The organism is Arthrobacter sp. UNCCL28 (assembly GCF_900102805.1).
Taxonomy (GTDB): Bacteria; Actinomycetota; Actinomycetes; order Actinomycetales; family Micrococcaceae; genus Arthrobacter; species Arthrobacter nicotinovorans_A.
In genome coordinates this window covers 854,431-873,688 of the sequence record NZ_FMWE01000001.1, presented here as the reverse complement: position 1 = coordinate 873,688, position 19,258 = coordinate 854,431, and the positions used below count along the sequence as shown (strand labels likewise).

19 protein-coding genes are annotated in these 19,258 nt (G+C 63.8%); 5 read left to right on the top strand and 14 right to left on the bottom strand.

The genetic code is table 11. The features are described 5' to 3' along the window. Positions 1 to 41: 41 nt before the first annotated feature. The 4 genes from BLQ01_RS03925 to clpS all read right to left on the bottom strand — a co-directional run bounded on the left by BLQ01_RS03925 (position 42) and on the right by clpS (position 2,892). Positions 42 to 839, bottom strand: coding sequence for an MBL fold metallo-hydrolase (locus BLQ01_RS03925; RefSeq protein ID WP_091550185.1), 798 nt, complete (start codon positions 837 to 839; stop codon positions 42 to 44). Then, positions 836 to 1,906, bottom strand: a complete 1,071-nt coding sequence (gene murI, locus BLQ01_RS03920; protein ID WP_035760504.1) for a glutamate racemase — start codon at positions 1,904 to 1,906, stop codon at positions 836 to 838. Before murI ends, BLQ01_RS03925 begins: the two co-directional genes overlap by 4 nt. 64 nt (positions 1,907 to 1,970) lie before the next feature. Next, positions 1,971 to 2,537 (bottom strand): DUF2017 domain-containing protein, encoded by a 567-nt coding sequence (locus BLQ01_RS03915; protein ID WP_091550183.1) that lies wholly within the window; start codon positions 2,535 to 2,537, stop codon positions 1,971 to 1,973. After that, complete coding sequence (gene clpS, locus BLQ01_RS03910; RefSeq protein WP_026540162.1) at positions 2,530 to 2,892, bottom strand: ATP-dependent Clp protease adapter ClpS; 363 nt, start codon at positions 2,890 to 2,892, stop codon at positions 2,530 to 2,532. The genes BLQ01_RS03915 and clpS overlap by 8 nt, the downstream gene beginning before the upstream one ends. A 37-nt stretch (positions 2,893 to 2,929) precedes the next feature. Here clpS and BLQ01_RS03905 point away from each other — a divergent pair, with 37 nt between their 5' ends. Beyond that, positions 2,930 to 4,258: a nicotinate phosphoribosyltransferase gene (locus tag BLQ01_RS03905; RefSeq protein WP_026540161.1), complete on the top strand. Its 1,329-nt coding sequence runs from the start codon at positions 2,930 to 2,932 to the stop codon at positions 4,256 to 4,258. Continuing rightward, entirely contained in the window at positions 4,258 to 4,884 is a 627-nt protein-coding gene (locus BLQ01_RS03900) for an isochorismatase family protein (RefSeq protein WP_026540160.1), read from the top strand. Before BLQ01_RS03905 ends, BLQ01_RS03900 begins: the two co-directional genes overlap by 1 nt. 100 nt (positions 4,885 to 4,984) lie before the next feature. Here BLQ01_RS03900 and BLQ01_RS03895 read toward each other — a convergent pair whose 3' ends face one another. The 8 genes from BLQ01_RS03895 to BLQ01_RS03860 all read right to left on the bottom strand — a co-directional run bounded on the left by BLQ01_RS03895 (position 4,985) and on the right by BLQ01_RS03860 (position 14,524). Continuing rightward, a complete protein-coding gene (locus BLQ01_RS03895; protein WP_026546109.1) occupies positions 4,985 to 6,760 on the bottom strand; it encodes a DEAD/DEAH box helicase in 1,776 nt (591 codons plus the stop codon). A 112-nt stretch (positions 6,761 to 6,872) separates the two neighbouring features. Continuing rightward, a complete protein-coding gene (locus BLQ01_RS03890; protein WP_026540158.1) occupies positions 6,873 to 7,211 on the bottom strand; it encodes a DUF3039 domain-containing protein in 339 nt (112 codons plus the stop codon). An 8-nt stretch (positions 7,212 to 7,219) separates the two neighbouring features. Further along, positions 7,220 to 8,002 (bottom strand): glucosamine-6-phosphate deaminase, encoded by a 783-nt coding sequence (nagB, locus tag BLQ01_RS03885; RefSeq protein ID WP_026540157.1) that lies wholly within the window; start codon positions 8,000 to 8,002, stop codon positions 7,220 to 7,222. 87 nt (positions 8,003 to 8,089) lie between these two features. Then, on the bottom strand, positions 8,090 to 9,661 hold the full coding sequence (locus tag BLQ01_RS03880; protein ID WP_091550181.1) for a transporter: 1,572 nt from the start codon (positions 9,659 to 9,661) through the stop codon (positions 8,090 to 8,092). Continuing rightward, a complete protein-coding gene (locus tag BLQ01_RS03875; protein ID WP_091550180.1) occupies positions 9,643 to 10,581 on the bottom strand; it encodes an ABC transporter ATP-binding protein in 939 nt (312 codons plus the stop codon). Before BLQ01_RS03875 ends, BLQ01_RS03880 begins: the two co-directional genes overlap by 19 nt. 40 nt (positions 10,582 to 10,621) lie before the next feature. After that, on the bottom strand, positions 10,622 to 11,722 hold the full coding sequence (locus BLQ01_RS03870; protein WP_026546112.1) for an NADH:flavin oxidoreductase/NADH oxidase: 1,101 nt from the start codon (positions 11,720 to 11,722) through the stop codon (positions 10,622 to 10,624). Beyond that, on the bottom strand, positions 11,722 to 12,726 hold the full coding sequence (locus BLQ01_RS03865) for a tetratricopeptide repeat protein (RefSeq protein WP_091550178.1): 1,005 nt from the start codon (positions 12,724 to 12,726) through the stop codon (positions 11,722 to 11,724). The genes BLQ01_RS03870 and BLQ01_RS03865 overlap by 1 nt, the downstream gene beginning before the upstream one ends. Positions 12,727 to 12,763: 37 nt before the next feature. Continuing rightward, positions 12,764 to 14,524 (bottom strand): DUF8094 domain-containing protein, encoded by a 1,761-nt coding sequence (locus BLQ01_RS03860; RefSeq protein ID WP_091550176.1) that lies wholly within the window; start codon positions 14,522 to 14,524, stop codon positions 12,764 to 12,766. A gap of 202 nt (positions 14,525 to 14,726) precedes the next feature. On the opposite strand from BLQ01_RS03860, the gene BLQ01_RS03855 reads away from it, so the two are divergent. Beyond that, the gene (locus BLQ01_RS03855) at positions 14,727 to 16,019 is read left to right on the top strand and encodes an AI-2E family transporter (RefSeq protein WP_026540151.1); all 1,293 of its coding nucleotides are present in this window, start codon (positions 14,727 to 14,729) and stop codon (positions 16,017 to 16,019) included. A 20-nt stretch (positions 16,020 to 16,039) separates the two neighbouring features. Here BLQ01_RS03855 and BLQ01_RS03850 read toward each other — a convergent pair whose 3' ends face one another. Together BLQ01_RS03850 and BLQ01_RS03845 are read right to left on the bottom strand one after the other, a co-directional pair. Further along, on the bottom strand, positions 16,040 to 16,834 hold the full coding sequence (locus BLQ01_RS03850) for an alpha/beta hydrolase (RefSeq protein WP_091550174.1): 795 nt from the start codon (positions 16,832 to 16,834) through the stop codon (positions 16,040 to 16,042). 18 nt (positions 16,835 to 16,852) lie between these two features. Beyond that, positions 16,853 to 17,185, bottom strand: a complete 333-nt coding sequence (locus tag BLQ01_RS03845) for a hypothetical protein (RefSeq protein ID WP_026540149.1) — start codon at positions 17,183 to 17,185, stop codon at positions 16,853 to 16,855. Positions 17,186 to 17,242: 57 nt separating this feature from the next. Between BLQ01_RS03845 and nucS the strand changes: the two genes are divergently transcribed. Both nucS and nagA read left to right on the top strand, forming a co-directional pair. Continuing rightward, entirely contained in the window at positions 17,243 to 17,938 is a 696-nt protein-coding gene (gene nucS / locus BLQ01_RS03840; protein WP_026540148.1) for an endonuclease NucS, read from the top strand. A 45-nt stretch (positions 17,939 to 17,983) separates the two neighbouring features. Further along, on the top strand, positions 17,984 to 19,237 hold the full coding sequence (gene nagA / locus BLQ01_RS03835) for an N-acetylglucosamine-6-phosphate deacetylase (protein WP_091550172.1): 1,254 nt from the start codon (positions 17,984 to 17,986) through the stop codon (positions 19,235 to 19,237). Positions 19,238 to 19,258 lie beyond the last annotated feature (21 nt).

Below are 19,258 nucleotides of genomic sequence, written 5' to 3'. Positions count from 1 at the left end.
GGCTGGATCGTTCGACTGGATCGTTCGACTGGCTCATTCGGCTAGATCGTGTAATGCACTCCGGCGACAGCTACGGCGACGTCGCCGGCGAAGACCGGTTTCGCCTCGGACAGGACCTTGGTTTGTGAAGTCCATACCGGAATGTGGGTCAACAGCAACCTCTTGGCAGCAGCGTTCGTTGCTGCCTCCCCCGCACGCTTGCCGGTGAGGTGGACGTCCTTGACGTCATCGTCCCGGCCTTCCTCGAACGCCGCTTCACAAAGGAACAAGTCCGCGCCCTGCGCCGCATCCTCCAGGCCTTGGCAGGAATCGGTGTCCCCGGAGTACGTCAGGACCTTCGTAACCGCCACACCGTCCTTGCCGGGCTCGGTGGCAGTCACTCGCAACGCGTAGGCCTCTTCCACCGGGTGGTTTACGGCAAACGGGGTCACCGTAAAGGGGCCCACAGTGACAGGTTGCCGTTCGGCCCAGTGGGTAAAGTCGAATTCCTCGTGCATGCCCGGATCCAAATCCAGGCCATAGGCTGTGGCCATCCGGTCCGCCGTAGCGGCAGGTCCCCAGACCGGGAGCCGGTCCCGCCCCCATCCGCCTGGCTTCCAGCGAACAGCCACGTGGAGTCCGCAGAGGTCCATGCAGTGGTCCGGGTGGAGGTGGGTGAGGAAGATTGCGTCAATGTCTTCCAGATCCGTGTAACGCTGGATGGCACCCAACGCACCGCTGCCCAGGTCCATGACGATCTTCCATTCGCGCTCACCGTCATGCGCGGTCACCAAATAGCACGACGCCGGGGAACCGGGTCCGGGGAATGAGCCCGTGCAGCCCACAATGGTGAGTTTCACAATCCACGCCCCAGGGTGTTGCCCGCGCCGGCGTTGACGGCCGGATCCGGCTGTACAAAGTACGAGCGCCGGGACAGACCGGTTCCCGAGCGTGCCGCTTCCAACATCTCGGGCGTAATACGGGCCAGGCTGCCGGTGGGGTACTGCGCCGCCACATGGTCCACGTGCTTCACCGAGAGGACCTCCGGTCCCAGGAAACGGCGGGCGAGGGTCTCGAACTGGGCAGCATCTCCAGTGGCAATGAACTCGTGGCTTGGCGTGGTGGGCTCCGTCCGCTGGATGCCATGGTTGGCCAAGGCACGGTAGACGTCTTTGGCTGTTTCCTCGGCACTGGAAACCAGCGTGACGTCCTCGCCCATGACAAAGGAGATGACGCCGGTCAGCAACGGGTAGTGGGTGCATCCGAGGACCACAGTGTCCACTCCGGCTTCCTTGAGCGGCTCCAGGTATTCGTTGGCTGCAGCGAGAAGGTCGGGCCCGGTGGTGATGCCAGCCTCCACGAAGTTCACAAAAGCCGGGCAGGCCACTGAGGTGATGGTGAGGTCAGGAGCAGCAGCGAAAGTATCTTCGTAGGCACGGGACCCAACAGTGGCTGAGGTTCCGATGACGCCGATCCTGCCTGAACGCGTAGCCGCGACAGCCCGCCGCACGGCCGGCTGGATGACCTCGATGACCGGAATGCCATAGCGGGCCGTATACCTTTCCCGCGCATCCCGGAGCACGGCGGCGGAGGCGGAGTTGCAGGCAATGGTCAGCAACTTCACGCCCGAATCCACCAGCTCATCCATGACGCCCAAAGCATTGGCCCGCACCTCGGCGATGGGAAGGGGACCGTAAGGGCCGTTGGCAGTGTCACCTACGTAGAGGATTGACTCGTTGGGAAGCTGGTCGATGATGGACCGCGCAACGGTCAACCCGCCTACTCCGGAGTCGAAAATGCCGATCGGGCGCGTGCCGACAAGTTCCCCCGTGCTGATGGGGGCGTCAGAGCCCAGGGCGCCGCTTGGTGAACCCGATGCTGAAGTCATAATTATTCGAGAATAAGGCTTCCCTTGGTGTGCGGCCATTACCTGTGGTCTCCGCCTCGTGTCTGATGTGTCACACGGAAGGAGCAGCACTTGGCCGTCCGGATCAGGATTTCCCCTGCCTTGCCGCCATCATGGCCTGTACCAGGGACTCCTGCAGCCAGGTAGTGAAGTTGTACACCAGGGCCAGGTAACTTTCCACGTCTTCGGCCTGGCTCCAGTCCTGCATGCTGTGGATGTGTTCGGCATCAGCTTCATCGCGGATGTCCAGGCGTTCGGCGAGGACCAGGCGGACGTCGTTCAGGGCCATGGACCACCGCGTGGCGTCCTCTGGAGTGAGGACCAGGTCGTCTTTGTCCAGCCCCATGGCCGCGGCCCTCAGGGCTCCGATCTTGTTTTCCCGCACCGAGCGTTCGGTGAGCTGCCGGAACTCCAGCGAGCCGCCGTCGTCGTCCTTCATGACGTTGGGCAGCAGCCGCAGCAGCGCACGGTCGCTGGGCTGCTTGACGTCCATGTCCAGGCCGATGAGGGCCGCCAAGGGGTCTTCGTTCTCCTTGATGTCCTGCTCCAACATGGAAATGACGTCGTCCAGCAATCCGCGCAAGAGGTCCCGTTCAGCGGGTTCGAGGTATCCCGTGATGCCCTTGAGTCCGTACTTGAATGCCTTAGCCACGCTGGCGGCCGCCCTTTCCGGGTGTTTCGTTTCCGCTCGCGGCCTTCTCCACGGTGGCCCACAAGCCAAAACCGTGCATGGCTACCGCGTGCTGCTCCACTTGTTCCTTGCTTCCGTGGGCCACGATGGAGCGGCCCTTTTTGTGGACCTCCATCATTAGCTTGTGGGCTTTGGACTCGGAATAGCCGAAGTAACTCTGGAAGACAAAGCTCACGTAGCTCATCAGATTCACCGGATCATTCCAGATCACAAGGTTCCACGGGATATCAGGGGCGGTCAGGACATCGGTGGCGGACTGCTCTGCAGCTTTGGTCCGCTCATCGATGTCCGTGCCATACGCAACGCTGGGGCTCATCTGTCCATTCTATGGCGGCTCGCACTAGAGTGAATTCGTGAGTAGAGCCACGTCCTGGGACCACCCCGCAACTTCCTTGTACACCGACCATTACGAACTGACCATGCTTCAGGCCGCCTTGCATTCGGGCGCCGCGCATCGCCGTTCGGTCTTCGAAGCCTTCGCCCGGCGGCTGCCGGACGGCCGGCGCTACGGCGTGGTGGGCGGCACGGGGCGCCTGCTGGAGGGCATAGCCGACTTCCGCTTCGGCGACGCCGAGCTCGCATTCCTCCAGCAGAACAAAGTGGTCAACCAGGAAACACTGGACTATCTGGCCGACTACAAGTTCAGCGGCGACATCTGGGGCTATGCCGAGGGCGACGCCTATTTCCCCAACTCCCCCATCCTGATCGTCGAATCCACCTTCGCAGAAGCCTGCATCCTGGAGACCTACATCCTGTCCGTCCTCAACCACGACAGTGCCATTGCCTCCGCCGCTTCACGCATGACCTCCGCAGCGGGCACCCGCCCCTGCATCGAGATGGGCTCCCGTCGGACCCAGGAAGAATCGGCGACGGCGGCAGCGCGCGCCGCCGTGATCGCCGGCTTCGCCAGCACCTCCAACCTGGAGGCCGGACGCCGCTACGGCATCAAGACGGTCGGCACGGCAGCCCACTCCTTCACCTTGCTCCATGACACCGAGCGGGAAGCCTTCGAAGCGCAGATCGCGACCTTCGGACCCGGGACCTCGCTGCTGGTGGACACCTACGACGTCGAGACCGCGGTGCGCACTGCCGTGGAACTCGCCGGCGACAAGCTCGGTGCAGTCCGCCTGGATTCCGGGGACCTGATTGCCCAGGCACAGTGGGTCCGGCAATTGCTGGATGACCTGGGCAACGTCAACACAAGGATCGTGGTGACCTCGGACCTTGACGAATTCGCCATCGCTGCCCTCCAGTCGGCCCCGGTGGACTCCTACGGCGTGGGCACGTCCCTGGTGACAGGTTCCGGTGCTCCCACGGCCAGCATGGTCTACAAACTGGTGAGCCGTACCAACGATTCCGGCGAGTTCATTTCAGTGGCCAAGGCCGCAAAGAACAAAGCCAGCGTGGGTGGACGGAAGTACGCCCTGCGCAAACTCAATGACCGCGGCCGCGCCACCCAGGAGGTGGTGGGCATCGGCCATCGTCCCCAGGACGACGGCAACGACCGCGTGCTGCTGCACCAATTCGTCAAGAACGGCGAGGTCCTCCCGGGATGGACCGGGCCCGAAGGCGTGATCCGCGCCAAGGAGAGGCACACGGCCACCATGGCCGAGCTGCCCGCCGTCGTCAACCGCCTCCAGCGCGGCGAGGCCGCCATTCCCACTGTCTACGAGGAGAACTGATGTCCCGTGCCCTGATCATCGTTGATGTCCAGAACGACTTCTGCGAGGGCGGTACCCTGGCCGTTGAAGGCGGCGCAGCAATCGCCGGAGCCATCACCGAGTATGTTGATGCCAACCAGCAGCACTTCGACCACATCGTTGCCACGCAGGACTGGCACATCGAACCGGGCGGACACTTCTCGGATGACCCCGACATGGTGGATTCCTGGCCTCCGCACTGCCGCGCCCGGACAAAGGGCGCGGAACTGCACGAAGACCTCGACCCCGAGTACATCCAGGCCTATTTCCGCAAGGGACAATACACCGCGGCCTACTCCGGCTTCGAAGGGGTCCTCGCGCCCGAAGACGACGTCCCTACCGGAGACTTGAAGGCCGGCGCAACCGTAGCCGACGTCCTCGAGGAAGATGCGATCGGGCTCGATGACTGGCTGCAAAGCCACGACGTCGAGGACGTTGTGGTGGTGGGCCTGGCCACCGACTACTGCGTGAAGTCAACGGCACTTGACGCCGTTCAGGCCGGCTACAACACCACCGTCATCGCGGGCCTTACGGCCGGAATCGCCGAAGACCTCACCGATGCGCTGGACGAGATGGAAGCAGCCGGCGTCGACGTCGAACGCGACTGAGCTGCCGCTTTCTGAACAGACACGGAAGGCCCGCAGCAGATACGCCGAAGGGCGCCGCAACCGCGGCGCCCTTCGGCGTATCTGAGGGATGACGGTTCCGCTACTTCCTGCCGATGAACCAATCCTGGAGCTTGCGCAAACGGGCCTGCAATTGCTCCTCGTTGGCTTGGGCGACCGCCGGACCGCCACACACTTCACGAAGTTTGGTGTGGACAACCCCATGCGGGGTACCGGTTCGGGCAGCCCAGGCGGCGACGTTCTTGGCCAGCTCGTTTCGCAGATCCATGAGCATCCGGTGGTCAGGCACAGCGGGAGAGGCAGCAGCGGCCAGCGGCGACTGACGCTTCTTCCGCGACTGTTGATCGTGCTGGCGCTGACGCAGCAGCGTCCCTACCTGCTCGGCGTCCAGGAGCCCTGGAATGCCAAGGAAGTCCAGCTCGTCATCGGAACCGATGTCCGCACCGGTGCCGAATTCGCCGCCGTCAAAAAGGACGCGGTCAAAAGAGGCCTGGGAGTCCAACGCTTCAAACTTGCCCTTGGTCAGTTCATCCGATGCCTTGTCCTCGCGGTTGGCCTCGGCCATGAGGTTCTCTTCGGGACTGAAGAGACCATCCTCATCCTTCTCCGGGCGGTCCAGGGCGTGGTCACGCTCGGCCTCCATGGTGTTGGCGAGGATCATCAGCGGCGGCACCGACGGAAGGAAGACCGACGCCGTTTCACCCCTCTTGCGGGCACGCACAAAACGACCCACAGCCTGGGCGAAGAACAGCGGAGTGGAGGTTGAGGTTGCGTACACACCGACAGAAAGACGCGGGACGTCAACGCCTTCGGACACCATGCGGACGGCAACCATCCAGCGCTGGTCCCCAGCAGAGAATTCCTCGATCTTGCTCGAGGCCTTGGAGTCGTCCGAGAGGATCACCGTGGGCGACTGGCCTGTGATCTTCTTGAGCTGGCCCGCATAGGCCCGGGCGTCGTCGTGGTCCGTGGCGATAACCAGGCCACCGGCGTCGGGCACCGTCCGCCTGACCTCGCCCAGACGCTTGTCCGCCGCGGCGAGAACGGCGGGGATCCATTCCCCGGTGGGGTTCAACGCAGTACGCCACGCCTGGGAGGTGATGTCCTTGGTGACAGCTGCTTCACCCAGTGAAGCAGCCATCTCGTCGCCTGCACTGGTGCGCCACCGCATCTGGCCCGAATAGGCCATGAAGAGCACGGGACGGACCACGTGATCCCTCAGGGCATTGCCGTAACCATAGGTGTAATCGGCCTTTGAACGCCTGATGCCGTCGCGGTCCTCGGCGTATTCGACGAAGGGAATGGGCGAAGTATCCGAACGGAACGGCGTACCGGTCAGCGACAGGCGCCGCGCGGCAGGATCAAAGGCCTCACGCAGGCCATCGCCCCAGGAGAGCGCTTCACCGCCGTGGTGGATTTCATCCAAAATCACCAAGGTACGCGCCGCTTCGGTCTTTGCGCGGTGCAACATGGGCTTGCTCGCCACCTGCGCGTAAGTCACTGCGACGCCAACAAAACCACGGCCATGCTGGCCATCGGAGTTCTTGAAGTTGGGGTCGATGGCGATCCCGACTTTGGCTGCGGCGTCAGCCCACTGACGCTTCAAGTGATCGGTAGGGGCAACGATGGTAATCCTGTTGACCACACCGCTGTCCAGCAAGGTGGTGGCAATCCGCAACGCAAAAGTAGTCTTACCGGCACCAGGGGTAGCCACGGCAAGGAAGTCTTTGGGGTTGCGGGTCATGTAGAGGTCCAGCGCCTCCTGCTGCCAGGCGCGGAGCTTGGGCGCAGTGCCCCAGGCGGCCCGTTCCGGGTACGCCGGAGGCAGGGATGGGCCGCCGAAAAGTGTTTCTGTCATGCTGGCTCCCCCGGCCTGATGGCAGCGCCCATGGCCTCCAACCCGGCTAAGAAGCCGGGTTGGAGGAGGCAACTGTGACGATCAGAAGGGACCTGTGTTCTCTTCCCACCCACTACTTGGAGTTGCCCGGGCCGCCGTTGTTTCCACCGTCGTTGCCGGGGCGGAGGCCTTCGTAAATCTCCTTGCACTCCGGGCAGACCGGGAACTTCTGGGGATCACGTCCGGGTGTCCAGACCTTACCGCACAAGGCAATGACCGGTTCGCCGGTCAAAGCCGACTCCATGATCTTTTCCTTGCGGACGTAGTGGGAAAAACGCTCGCGGTCGCCGGGTTCCACTTCCTGGCGCGTTTCTTCGCGCTCAATGGTGGCAGTGGACGTTCCGGCTCCGGAAAGCTCGCGCATGGGGTCGTTTTCGAATGGATCCGGAGGAAGCGTAGTCATGCCAAACATCTTACCGTCTAGATGCCCTGCCACTCCGGCTTGTTGTCGAACGTGTGGCGATAGTAATCGGCCAATTTCAGCGATGACGCGGCTGCCTCATCCACCAAAATTGTTGCGTGCGGGTGCATCTGGAGGATCGATGCAGCGCAGATCGCCGCCACGGGGCCTTCGACGAAATCGCGGACAGCCTGCGCCTTTTGGGCACCCGTCGCCACCAGCACCACATGCCGGGCATCCATGATCGTCCCCAGTCCCTGCGTCACCACATGGTGGGGAACGTCATCGATGCTGTCGAAGAAGCGGGCGTTGTCCTTGCGGGTCTGCTCGATCAGTGTCTTGATCCGCGTCCGCGACGCCAGGGAGGATCCTGGCTCGTTGAAGCCGATGTGCCCGTCAGTGCCCACGCCCAGGATCTGGAGGTCCACGCCGCCGACGGCCTTGATGGCATCCTCATAATCCTGGCAGGCTGCTTCCAGGTCCTCGGCAGCACCGTCCGGCCCGTGGACGTTCTCCGGCTTGATGTTCACCCGGTTGGTGAATTCGCGCCGGATCACCTCGCGGTAGGACTCGGGGTGCCCGGCCTCCAAGCCCACATATTCATCGAGCGCGAAACCATGGGCCTGGCTGAAGTCCAGTCCCCCGGCATCGTAGCGGCGCGCCAGTTCGTCATAGACGGGCAGCGGCGAGGACCCCGTGGCAAGGCCCAGAACAGCATTCGGCTTGCGGCGGACCAACGCTTCAATGGCATCGGCTGCAAGCGCACCGATCTGCTTGGTGCCAGGGAGAATGACAACTTCCATCGTCACGGCCTTTCTTGGTAAGGGTCTTCGAGCTATCTGACAGAGACGTTATCCCATGTCCCACCTATGGGCATGGTTATTACGCGGCTAACGGTTCACACTGAGCTGGGCGAACATCTCCGGACCCCGTGCATCCAGCCATTTTCCACCCAGGCGGACACCCACGACGAACAGTACGATGCCCAGGACCGGGCCCGCCACCAGGTTGATCCAACCAGCCTCCGGCCCACCGGTGAAAGCCTGGACTGCAACGAGCGCAAGCTCCGGAACCAGCAGGAGCGCCAGGACACCCATGCCCACCGCTTGGACGGCCAGGGTCTGGGCCACGTTTCCCGGCGGCTTTTTGAACGGGCTGTCTCCCGGCAAGGGGACGGCAATGTTGTAACGGGCCGAAATCACCGAAGACAGACCCAGGCCCGTGAAGAGGGTTCCGAGGGACAGGCCCATGAGGTTGGGCAGCCACTGCCAATCCCCCGTCACAAAGAGGGGCCCCACCGTGAAAATCAGCACTATCGGAAGGGATATGGCCAGACAGGCCAAAGCCCGCCCAAGCCTGTCATCGACTCCCCGGACACCGGCCGCCAGGTGGAGCGCAAATGCCGTGTTGTCGTAGGAGACATCGGCGCAAATGGACCATGCCATGACGAAAGCAGTCAGCGGCCCAAGAATCATGAGCAAACCGTAGCTGCCGCTCTGCGAGCCGCTGAAGAAGAAGAGGATGGGGAACATCGGGACAATCACCAGTGACGCCGCGTACCTCGGATCCTTCAACCAGTAGATCAGGGCCCTGGCAGCAACGGCCCCGGACGGAGTGCCGGGGAGCAGGCCGAACAGGCCCAGCTTTCCGCCCTTCCTGGCCGTTCCTCCGGAGTATGCGGGCGTCACCAGCGCGCGCTTGAGGAGCACATGCCAGCACAGCAGGAGCCCCGCAATGGTCGCCGCCGCAATCAGGAACTTCAGTCCCGCCGCACCCGCATTGCCCGCCTCGAGGTCCCCGCCAAGGGACCAGGCCGCACCGAGCGGAGTCCAGGACACCGTTCGGGCCAGCACCGGAAGGTAGTCGGCGCTGCCGCGAACACCTTCCACCACGCCCATCATGATCGGACCCAGCAGGACCAAAGGAATGAAGACAATGATGCTGCTGACATCCTTGAAACGCCGGGAGGCCGCCAGGCCGGCTGTCACCGTCGTGACCACCTTGGACAAAACAATGCACGTCAGGGCAGCCAGGACGGCGCCCAGCAACGCTCCGGAAACGGCCGGCACACTGCGCCACCACGTTCCCACCGTTCCCAGCGCGGCAATCAAAGTGGCCAGGCCGGGAATTCCGATGAAACCGGCCAAGGCGAGGCCCGTCAGCAGTTGCTTGGAAGGAATTGCGAAGGTTGTGAACCGCGCAGGATCCAAAGTCATGTCTGCCGCCGAAGCTACGAGCGGGATGATGGCCCACCCCAGGACTGTGGCCGCTCCACCCAATACCACTACGGTGTGCGCGATCTCAGGATCGGCCCACCGCAGTGCTATGAGGCCTCCAACCAGGAGGACCAACAATCCCAACGCGTAAAGAAGCCCCAGGGCCATGCCCACCAGCTGCCACGGACTGCGCTTGAACCCATTCAGGAGCAGGCGCCATTTCAGGCTTAGAAGGTGCGCAACCATTCCAGGCCCTCCGTTCGGTGTCCGCCGCCCACCAACTGGACGAAACGTTCCTCCAGCGTGGAGCCGTCGCGGACTTCGTCCACGGATCCCGCAGCCAGGACCCGCCCACCGGCCACCACTGCTACGTGGCTGCACATGCGCTGCACGAGGTCCATCACATGGCTGGAAACAATGACCGTGCCTCCGGAAGAGACGTAACCCTCCAGGATGCCGCGGATATTGGCGGCCGAGACAGGGTCCACCGATTCGAAAGGCTCATCAAGGACCAGGAGCCGCGGTGCGTGGATGAGTGCGGAGGCCAGTGCGATCTTCTTGGTCATACCGGCGGAGTAGTCCACCACCAGGGAGCCCGCGTCCGCTTCAAGGTCGAGGGCAGCCAGCAACTCAGGAACACGTGCTCCTACGACCTCGCGGTCCATGCCGCGAAGGAGACCGGAGTACGTCACCAGTTGCTCGCCGGTGAGCCTGTCGAAAAGGCGTACACCGTCAGGCAGTACACCCATGAGCTTCTTGGCTTCCAACGGGCGGGCCCATACGTCGACGCCGTGGATCAAGGCCGTGCCGAAGTCCGGCCTGAGCAGCCCGGTTGCCATCGACAACGTGGTGGTCTTTCCTGCACCGTTGGGGCCGACCATCCCATAGAAGGATCCGGCCGGCACTTCCAGGCTGACGCCATCGACGGCGATCTTCTCCCCGAAGCGCTTGGCCAGGCCCCGGATGGACAATGCGGACAAAGGCGCTGACGCTCCCGATGCTGCAGGGGCATTCAGTGCTGCGGAGTCTTGCTGTGCTACAGGGTCATTCAGTGACGCGGGTTCAGTCAGTGATGCAGTTTCCCGCTGTGCTGCAGGATCATGTGCCGGCGCGGCATACTGCGGCGGCGCGGATGTGGGCGTGGGTTCATGGCGTGGTTCCGTCATGTGACCAGCCTAACCTCGCGCAGCAGGGCCGGTGGCGGTTCTAGAAGCCGTGGCGGGGGACGGCCCGCTGGTACTGCGGAACCCAAGCGATGTCATGACCCAGCTCGTAGGCAGCCCTCAACCACCAATGGGGATCGCGCAGGGCCGCGCGGGCCATGAAGACGGCGTCCGCCCTGCCGTTGGCAACAATGTCCTCAACTTGGGCAGCACTGGTCAGGAGCCCCACAGCAGCTGTGGGGACACCGGCGTCGCGCCTGATCTGTTCGGCAAACCCGGCCTGGTAGCCGGGCGCGGCCCTGATCTTCTGGTGGGCCACGGCGCCACCGGACGAGACGTCCACGAGGTCGACGCCCCGCGCTGCTGCCGCTTGGGCCAGCCGCGCTGACGCCGCAGGGTCCACTCCCCCGTCCGCCCAGTCGGTAGCGGAGATTCTCAACAGCAACGGCATGGAGTCGGGAATGGTATTGCGGACTGCATCCACCACGGCGAGCATCAGCCTGTTCCGGCCGTCCTCGCTCCCGCCCCACCTGTCCGTGCGGGTATTGATGAGGGGGCTTTGGAACTGGTGCAACAGGTATCCGTGGGCCCCGTGGATCTCCACCGTGTCAAAGCCGGCAGAAACGGCCCGCGAGGCCGCGGCAGCAAAGTCCTCCACCACGCCGAGGATGTCTTCCTCGCTCATGGTTTCGGGCGCCGCATAGCCATCGAAGGGTTGGGGGCCGGGTCCAACGGTGGCCCACCCGCCGTCGGAAGGCGCTACGGAACCGGACTTGTCAGCGAACGGCCAGTACGTTGATCCTTTGCGGCCCGCATGGGCCAACTGGGCCCCGATCCTGCAGTCCACGGCGCCATGCCGATGGACAAAATCGATAATCCGTTCCCATCCCGCAGCCTGTTCATCCGAATACAGTCCCGCGTCCAACGGGCTGATCCTGCCCACGGCGTTCACCGCTGCGGCCTCGCTCATGATCAAAGCGGCGCCCCCGGCGGCGAAAGAACCCAGGTGCATCAGATGCCAGTCGTTGGGTACGCCCTCACCGGTTTCCGGATGGCAGCTGTACTGGCACATGGGTGAAACCCACCCACGGTGCGCAATGGAGAGCGAACGAAGCTGCAGCGGGGAGAACAGCGCGGACGGCACTAGAAGAGAACCCTCGCCAGTCCCTGACGGGCTTTGGCCACCCTTTGGTCGGTGGTGCCGACTACCTCGAAGAGCTCAAGGAGCCGGACGCGGGCCGTCTCGCGTTCCGGGCCGAAATTCCTGCCGATGAACGTAATGATCCGGCTGAACGCATCCTCGATGTGTCCACCCGAAACATCGAGGTCAGCTACGGCAAGCTGGGCATCAATGTTGTCCGGTTCCCGGGCGGCAAGGTCGCGCAGGGCCTCGGCATCGGGAGCGGAGAGGCTTTCCAAACGGGCCATCAGTTCAACCTGCGCCAGACCGGCTTTGGCGTCGGCGTCGGCCGGCTGTTCCAAAAGGGCTTGCTTGTAAGAGGCTGCTGCCGCGGCATAGTCGCCGGCCTCGATCGCGTCGATCGCTGCCTGGTGCAGGGGCGGGATAGGTTCAGGCTCCGCCTCTTCGCCCTGGTCTCCGGGGTCGCCGATGCTTCCGGTAACCCCATTGGCCGCAGCCACCTTGAGGAGTTCCTCCACGAGGTCCTTGATCTGGGCGTCGTCGGCAGGACCTTGGAACAGGGGAACGGGCTGGCCCTTCACCACCGCTACGGCGGTGGGAACAGCTTGGACCTGGAAGGCCTGGGCCAGTTGGGGAAAGGCGTCGACGTCGGCCGCGGCAAGTACCAGCCGGCCGGCGTAACTTTCCACCACGCGCTGGGCTGCGTCAAGGACTGCAGGCGATTCCGGCGCATAGCGGGACCACAGGAGGAAGAGGATAGGAATCTGGGCTGACAGCTGCACCAGGTCCTGGAAGTTTGTTTCTGTGGCATCCACCCTCAAGGGCGCCTTGCCGGCAGCGCCGCCGGTGTCATCACCGTTGGGGGCGCCTGCGACGGGCGAACCGGCGTCGGCTGGGCCGGAGGCCGGAGGCGCGGCCGGGCGGCGCAGTGACGAGAGGTCTACGGCGCCGCGAAGGTTGAGCTGGCTGGCAGCGGCTGGAGTGGGTCGGTATCCGGGCGAACTCATACCATCCACTCTAGCCGCTGCCCTGCAGCGCAATTGCCTACTTGAAGCTGGCCCCGACCAGGCCGCGGGTGGCCGCCACGAGCTTCATGGGATCAGCGGATCCTGCCGGCGGAATGTACACCGCTACGGACTCGGCGAAGTTCAGCACCATACCCGTGGTGGTTTCCTTTCCGCCTGCAAAGACGGCGGAATCGTCCTCAAGCAGGAGCTTGTCCCCAGCCGCCTTGGGCGTGCCTTCGAAAGCGAAGTCAAGGCGTCCCACCACCAATGCACCGCCGTCAGCAGTGCGCAGCACCACGGTCTGGTTGGTCACCGGGGTGTGGGTGAACTTGAAGTTGGCGCTGGTCCCGTTCTTCACGGTGTCTGCCTGGTAAGCCAAAGCACCGGCGATGTACGGGGAGGCCTGGCCGTCAGCAAGCTTGCTGCGGTTTGGGGAGTCAGGCGTGGTCAGCATTTCAGCCAGAATGCCCAAAGCCTCGTTGCCGCTGTACGCCAAACCGGTGTTGTCGCCGGCAGGTACTGGTTCAGTTCCTTCGCGGGGAACAGGGAACGACGGGAAGTTGGTGCCCGGCTGCAACGGAGCGCTGCCCCACAGCTTGTAGTTTTCGCGCGGCGAGAGCTGGACCAGTGTCAGGACCTGCGGCACAACGTTGCCTTCGCCCTGGGTCAGGGCAAAGACCGTGCGGGGCCACTCGCGCTTGGTGCTGATGACGCTGCTCTGGAGTTTTGTGGCCCGCACGGGCATCCGTGCTTCGTAAGCCGATACCGCGGTGCGGATCTTGTAGTTCTGCGTGCGGATCTGCAGTTCCATCTTGTCCACGCGGGGAGCCAGCTTGGCTGCGTCCTTCGCTGCATCAGCAGCATCCACTGTGCTTGCGACCTGTTCGAGGATCCGTTGCAGCTGGGATTCCAGGAGTACTGGAGTGCCGCCGTCGCCTTCGGCAGGAGCTGCTGCGGAAGAAGTGGAGGTGGCCTCCGGGGTGGTGGTGGCTTGGGCCGCGACAGCCGTGCCGCCTACCATGACCGCTGCCAGCGCAGCAGCGATGGCGGTAACCCGGAGTGCAGGACCTTCGGTTTCCGGGCCACGGCGGCGGTTTGCTTCACTTGAGCCGGACTGGACGGGAAGCGTGGTGGTGGCTTCCCCGTCATCGTGCGGCTCGTCGTCCTGGCCGTCGTTGCGGCGGTTGGACAAGGCCTTGGCTATGAACGGAAGGGCAGCGCCCACCAGGATGATGATGATGCCCAGAACAATCAGCGGCACGGCCCAAGGGGTGGTGGCGTTGTTCGGGAAAGTCATGGAAATAGACGACGGCGCGGGCTGGGTTCCGTCTCCGGCTACCAGCAGGGACCACTCGCCATCGGCAGGCGGGTTCCAGGTGTAGTCCAGCTCGCCACTGGCGTCTTCGGTGCTGACCCACAGATCCGATCCGGCCGGGGAAGGTGCCGTTGCTTCACCGTCCACCGAGGTTGCCTCAAGTGACTTCTGGTCTGCCGACACGCCCGTCACGGTGGTGTGGGCGGTCTTGCCAACCCAGGCATCGACGTCGTCGGGGCGTCCGGTGGCGACCATGAAGTTGCCTTCGCCCTGGATCTTGATCTTCACTGGCCCGTCATGGAGGGCGATCAACTTTTGGTCGATCACCGTCAGCGGGGCAGCTTTGGTATCACTGGGAACCGAGGCGGTTACGGTCTCGGAGGGGGCCCAGAAAGTCAGCTGGCCAATGCCGGCCAGCATCGTCAGCAGGCCCAGCAGCACCAGCAAGGCTGCAGTCTTCAAACGCACAGGATCACCTATCATCAGCGGTCGTTGAACTTCAAGGGTAACCGTTTTGTTATCAGAGAGTCAGATCGGGGTGATCGGGGCAACATCCCCAAAAGCCCGCCACCGCGCCGCTGCAGCGCCATTCCGCGCTCCTGATAGTGTGGCGATGATCATGATATCCGGGCCCTTTAGCGCCTGAATCAGCCCCTTACCACTAGTGAAAAGGCAGCAAAACCGCGTGAAAGACCACTTGGAGCCCCGTCCCTCCGATGAGACCGGGTCAAGTGCGGTGGACGCTCCCTCGGACGGCACCGCCGCAACGGTTCCGGTTCGCACCGGACGCCTCGCCGCCTTGGGACGCAGGCTCAGGCAGCCAATCCCCGGAGCCCGCACCCGCGTCCGGTTCGAAATGCCACCGGAAGACGAATCCGAAGAAGGCCGCAGGGGGCCCGGTTCCGAGGACGACCACGGCTTCGGAGCGCCCGGGCCGCGCATGTCCTCCCAGCACCCGCTCTATGTCGGATTCATGGGGACCGCAGGCGTCGGGATTGCATTGGCAGTGTTTTATATCGCCAGCAATACCACCCAGCTCATCCTGTGGATTGTTGCCGCACTCTTCATAGCCTTGGGGCTTGACCCCGTGGTCCGCTGGCTTGAGTCCCGGCGGGTTCCCCGCCCTGCGGGCATCCTGATTTCCGTTTCGGCCCTCGTCCTGGCCGTGGCCGGGTTCTTCGCCACCCTGATCCCGACGATTGTTGAGCAGGTATCGGAAATTGTCCGCCAGGCCCCGGAATGGATCCGAGGGTTCCTTGACTCGGACTTTTTCCGCAACGCCGACAGCCAGTTTGGCGTCCGTGACCGCATCACCACGGAACTGGACAAGTTCGTCAAGGATCCCGAGGCCATGGGCGGTATTTTCGGAGGAGTCGTTGGCTTCGGATCCACAGTTGCCAACGGCCTGTTCGGCTCGCTGATTGTGCTGGTCCTCAGCCTTTACTTCCTGGCTGCGCTCCCCTCCATGAAGAAGTGGGCATACCGCCTGGCTCCCCGTTCACGCCGCCCCCGGGTGGAGGCCCTTTCCGAGGCCATTACTGATTCCGTGGGCAACTACGTGATCGGCCAGGCCTGCGTTGCCCTCCTGAACGCCATCTTCGCCTTCATTGTGATGACCATCCTGGGCATCCCGTTCAGCGTCCTGCTTGCTTTCGTGGTGGCCCTGCTCGCCTTCATTCCGCTGGTAGGTGGCCTGATCGCCGCCGTCGTGGTCATCCTGGTCTCCCTCACCGCGGGGTGGCAGACTGCCGTGGTCTACGCGATCGCCTACTTCGCCTACCTTCAGTTCGAGGCGTACTTCATCTCTCCGCGCATCATGCAGCGAGCCGTGGCCGTCCCCGGCGCCGTTGCTGTGATCTCGGTGATTGCCGGCGGCAGCCTGCTCGGTGTCCTGGGTGCCCTGATCGCCATCCCGACCGCCGCGGCGATCATGCTGCTGATCAAGGAAGTTTTCATCGTCCGCCAAGACCGGCACTGACGGCCCCGCAATGCGCGGGGTTAGGCGTTGGCCACACGCCCGGCCCACTCACGCGGCAGGCCGTCCACGCCGGCACCTGCTGGAGTAACGTCGTCGACGATCTCGTTCAGGACGCGCGCGGCGTACTTCTCCCCCACCCACAGGTGCTTGGCGCCGTCGACGCCGACAAGCCGGGCCTGCGGGACAAGGCTGAACCGCTGGGCTGCTTCGGCAGGCTGCAGGTAGTCATCGTGTTCCGGCACCAGGACCGTGAGCGGCTTCCCGGATGCCGCCCACTCCTTCAGGTGGACATCCGTGGCCCGGTGCAAGGGCGGGGACAACAACACGGCCCCTTCGATCTCCGAGGCCACCGGCTGCACAGCGCCGTACATCAAGGCAAGTTCCGTGCCAAAGGACCAACCGACCAGCCAACGGTTCGGCAGGCCCCGCTCAACAGCAAACCGTACCGCCGCCTCTACGTCGTACCGCTCCCCCGTGCCTTCTTCGAATTCTCCATCGCTGGTCCCGCGGGGAGACTGGGTGCCGCGCGTGTTGAACCTCAGCACAGCCACTCCGGCCAGCGCCGGGAGCCTGTAGGAGGCCTTCCGGTAGACATGGGAATCCATGAACCCGCCGTGGGTCGGCAACGGATGGAGGGTAATGAGCGTCGCGGTGATCTCTCCGGATTCCGGAAGTGCCAACTCGCCCAGCAACACCTTGCCGTCCTCTGTGGTGAACTCCACATTCTCGCGGCGGGCGGGCAGGACAGTCGAAGCGCGGATCTCCGATGGGGCAGCCTGCGGGGTAAATACGAACGAGGCGGGGTCGAAAGTCATGGTTCCCAGCCTAGCGAATCAGCGGTAGCGGTAGGTCCTGCCGGTCCAGCAATTGGTGTGCCAGTGCCGGCGTTCGGCCAGCCCTGCGGCCTGACCGAACAGGTGGCTGTCGGACCACACCACCAGATGCGCGATGCCTGGGACGATTGCGGTGGAACAGCCGGGGCATATGTACTGCTTCTCCGCTTTTTTGGCCGTCATGGTCCTGACCATCCAGTCACCATCCGGGGCGCTCTCACGCCGGGCAATTCCGCCCCTTGCCCGTTCCAGGTCAATCTCGGGTACCGGCTCGGCCCACTTGCCGGAGCGTGCGCTGGACGCGTTGCGACGAGGTCGGTTGGAGCGGGGCATGCTTCCATTCTGCCCCAGCCACCCTGTTGCAGATGGTGAGACGGTAATGTGGAGCGGGTGCGACTCGTCATAGCCCGTTGTTCTGTTGATTACGTTGGCCGCCTCAAGGCCCACCTTCCCCTCGCCACCCGGCTGCTGCTGGTCAAGGCCGATGGCTCCGTGCTGGTGCACTCGGACGGCGGCTCCTACAAGCCGCTGAACTGGATGAGTCCCCCGGCTACACTGCGGGTGACGACGCCGGAGGAGACCGACGTAGAGGAAGGCGTCGTGGAACAGTGGACCGTCCAGTCCGCCAAGACCGATGACCGCCTGATCATCAACATTTACGAGCAACTGCATGACACCTCGCACGAGCTCGGTACAGATCCCGGCCTGATCAAGGACGGAGTGGAAGCCGATCTCCAGCGGCTCCTCGCTGAGCAGATCGAGACACTCGGAACCGGCTACTCGCTCATCCGGCGTGAGTACTTCACGGCGATCGGACCGGTGGATATCCTTGCCCGGGACGCCAACGGAGCCACAGTTGCCGTAGAACTGAAGCGACGCGGTGACATCGACGGCGTCGAGCAGCTCACCAGGTACCTGGAGCTGTTGAACCGCGACCCCCTGCTGGCACCTGTGCGTGGCATTTTCGCCGCCCAACAGATCAAGCCGCAGGCGAAGGTCCTGGCGAACGATCGCGGCATTGCCTGCGTAACGCTCGATTATGACGCCATGCGCGGCGTGGATGACAGTGAGTCCCGGCTCTTCTAGCCTCTTCCCCAGGCACCTGTGCCGCAGGCCACTAGAATCAACAGCATGACTGCCGCAGATCGCTTGCCCACTTCTTCCGCGCCGAGCCACCAGATCATCAAAGGCACGATCGTCAGCGATGGCGAGGTGGTTCAGGACGGCCTTGTTGCCATTGAAGGCGACAGGATTGCCTACGCCGGACCTGCGGACGGCTTTGATCCGGCATCTTTCGAAGGCTTCCAGAGCGCTGTCCGGCTTGGAGTTCCCAGCGGCAGCTACCTCATTCCAGGACTGGTGGATGTTCACTGCCACGGCGGAAACGGCGGGGATTTTCCTGGCGGAGATGAGGCCTCCGCGCGCCAGGCCGTGGATTTCCTGCACCGTTCGGGCACCACGACGTTCCTTGCCAGCATGGTGACCGCACCCCCGGAAGACCTCCTCCGTGGCATCCAGCTGTACGTGAAGCTGGCCGATGAAGGCCTTGTTGCCGGAATTCATCTCGAAGGCCCCTTCCTTTCCCATGCCCGCTGTGGAGCCCAGAACCCGGAATATTTGCTGGAACCGGACCTGGACCTCATGGAGGAACTCGTCGGCGCCGCAGCCGGCAAGCTGGCCACCATGACCTACGCGCCTGAGCTTCAGGGTGCCGCGGCACTGGTTGACCTGATGACGTCCCACGGCGTGACCCCGTCCCTGGGACACACCGATTGCGACGACGCCACCGCTGCTGCGTCGCTGGCTGCCGCCCGCGAGGGGCTGGAATCAGCAGGGTTCGACGGCGTCAGCTCGCTTCCCACCGTGACGCACCTTTTCAATGGGATGCCACCGATGCACCACCGCGCCCCAGGCCCGGTGGCAGCGTGCCTTCGAATGGCCCAGGAAGGCAAAGCTGTGGTGGAACTCATCGCCGACGGCACGCACCTGGACCCCAGCATGGTGGCCACGGTCTTCCAATTGGTGGGAGCGGCCAACATCGTCCTGGTGACCGATTCCATGGCGGCGGCCGGCCTTTCCGATGGCAGCTACATGCTGGGCCCCTCCCCCGTGACGGTCAGCGACGGCGTTGCCACCCTTGATGCCACCGGATCCATCGCCGGCGGCACCGCCACCCTCCTGGAGGTCGTTCGCAAAACGGCAAGTGCCGGCGTCGCTCTTCCCGATGTCATTTGCTCCGCTACAGCTGTGCCCGCAGCTGTCCTGGGCCTTTCGGATGAAATTGGCGGACTGCGCCGCGGACTGCGCGCAGACGTTGTTGTTACCGACGGGGACCTGGAACTCACCGGCGTGATGCGCAACGGCATCTGGTTGTCCCAGAGCTAATTCACTGCTGCCGCGTTACCT

Coding starts and splice junctions, on each gene's coding strand:
- BLQ01_RS03895 (WP_026546109.1), bottom strand. CDS start 6,760: ATGACAGAAACACTTTTCGGCGGCCCATCCCTGCCTCCGGCGTACCCG.
- BLQ01_RS03900 (WP_026540160.1), top strand. CDS start 4,258: ATGTCCCGTGCCCTGATCATCGTTGATGTCCAGAACGACTTCTGCGAG.
- BLQ01_RS03845 (WP_026540149.1), bottom strand. CDS start 17,185: ATGCCCCGCTCCAACCGACCTCGTCGCAACGCGTCCAGCGCACGCTCC.
- BLQ01_RS03880 (WP_091550181.1), bottom strand. CDS start 9,661: ATGGTTGCGCACCTTCTAAGCCTGAAATGGCGCCTGCTCCTGAATGGG.
- BLQ01_RS03850 (WP_091550174.1), bottom strand. CDS start 16,834: ATGACTTTCGACCCCGCCTCGTTCGTATTTACCCCGCAGGCTGCCCCA.
- BLQ01_RS03865 (WP_091550178.1), bottom strand. CDS start 12,726: ATGAGTTCGCCCGGATACCGACCCACTCCAGCCGCTGCCAGCCAGCTC.
- BLQ01_RS03890 (WP_026540158.1), bottom strand. CDS start 7,211: ATGTTTGGCATGACTACGCTTCCTCCGGATCCATTCGAAAACGACCCC.
- murI (WP_035760504.1), bottom strand. CDS start 1,906: ATGGCCGCACACCAAGGGAAGCCTTATTCTCGAATAATTATGACTTCA.
- BLQ01_RS03860 (WP_091550176.1), bottom strand. CDS start 14,524: ATGATAGGTGATCCTGTGCGTTTGAAGACTGCAGCCTTGCTGGTGCTG.
- clpS (WP_026540162.1), bottom strand. CDS start 2,892: ATGAGCCCCAGCGTTGCGTATGGCACGGACATCGATGAGCGGACCAAA.
- nagA (WP_091550172.1), top strand. CDS start 17,984: ATGACTGCCGCAGATCGCTTGCCCACTTCTTCCGCGCCGAGCCACCAG.
- nagB (WP_026540157.1), bottom strand. CDS start 8,002: ATGGAAGTTGTCATTCTCCCTGGCACCAAGCAGATCGGTGCGCTTGCA.
- BLQ01_RS03875 (WP_091550180.1), bottom strand. CDS start 10,581: ATGACGGAACCACGCCATGAACCCACGCCCACATCCGCGCCGCCGCAG.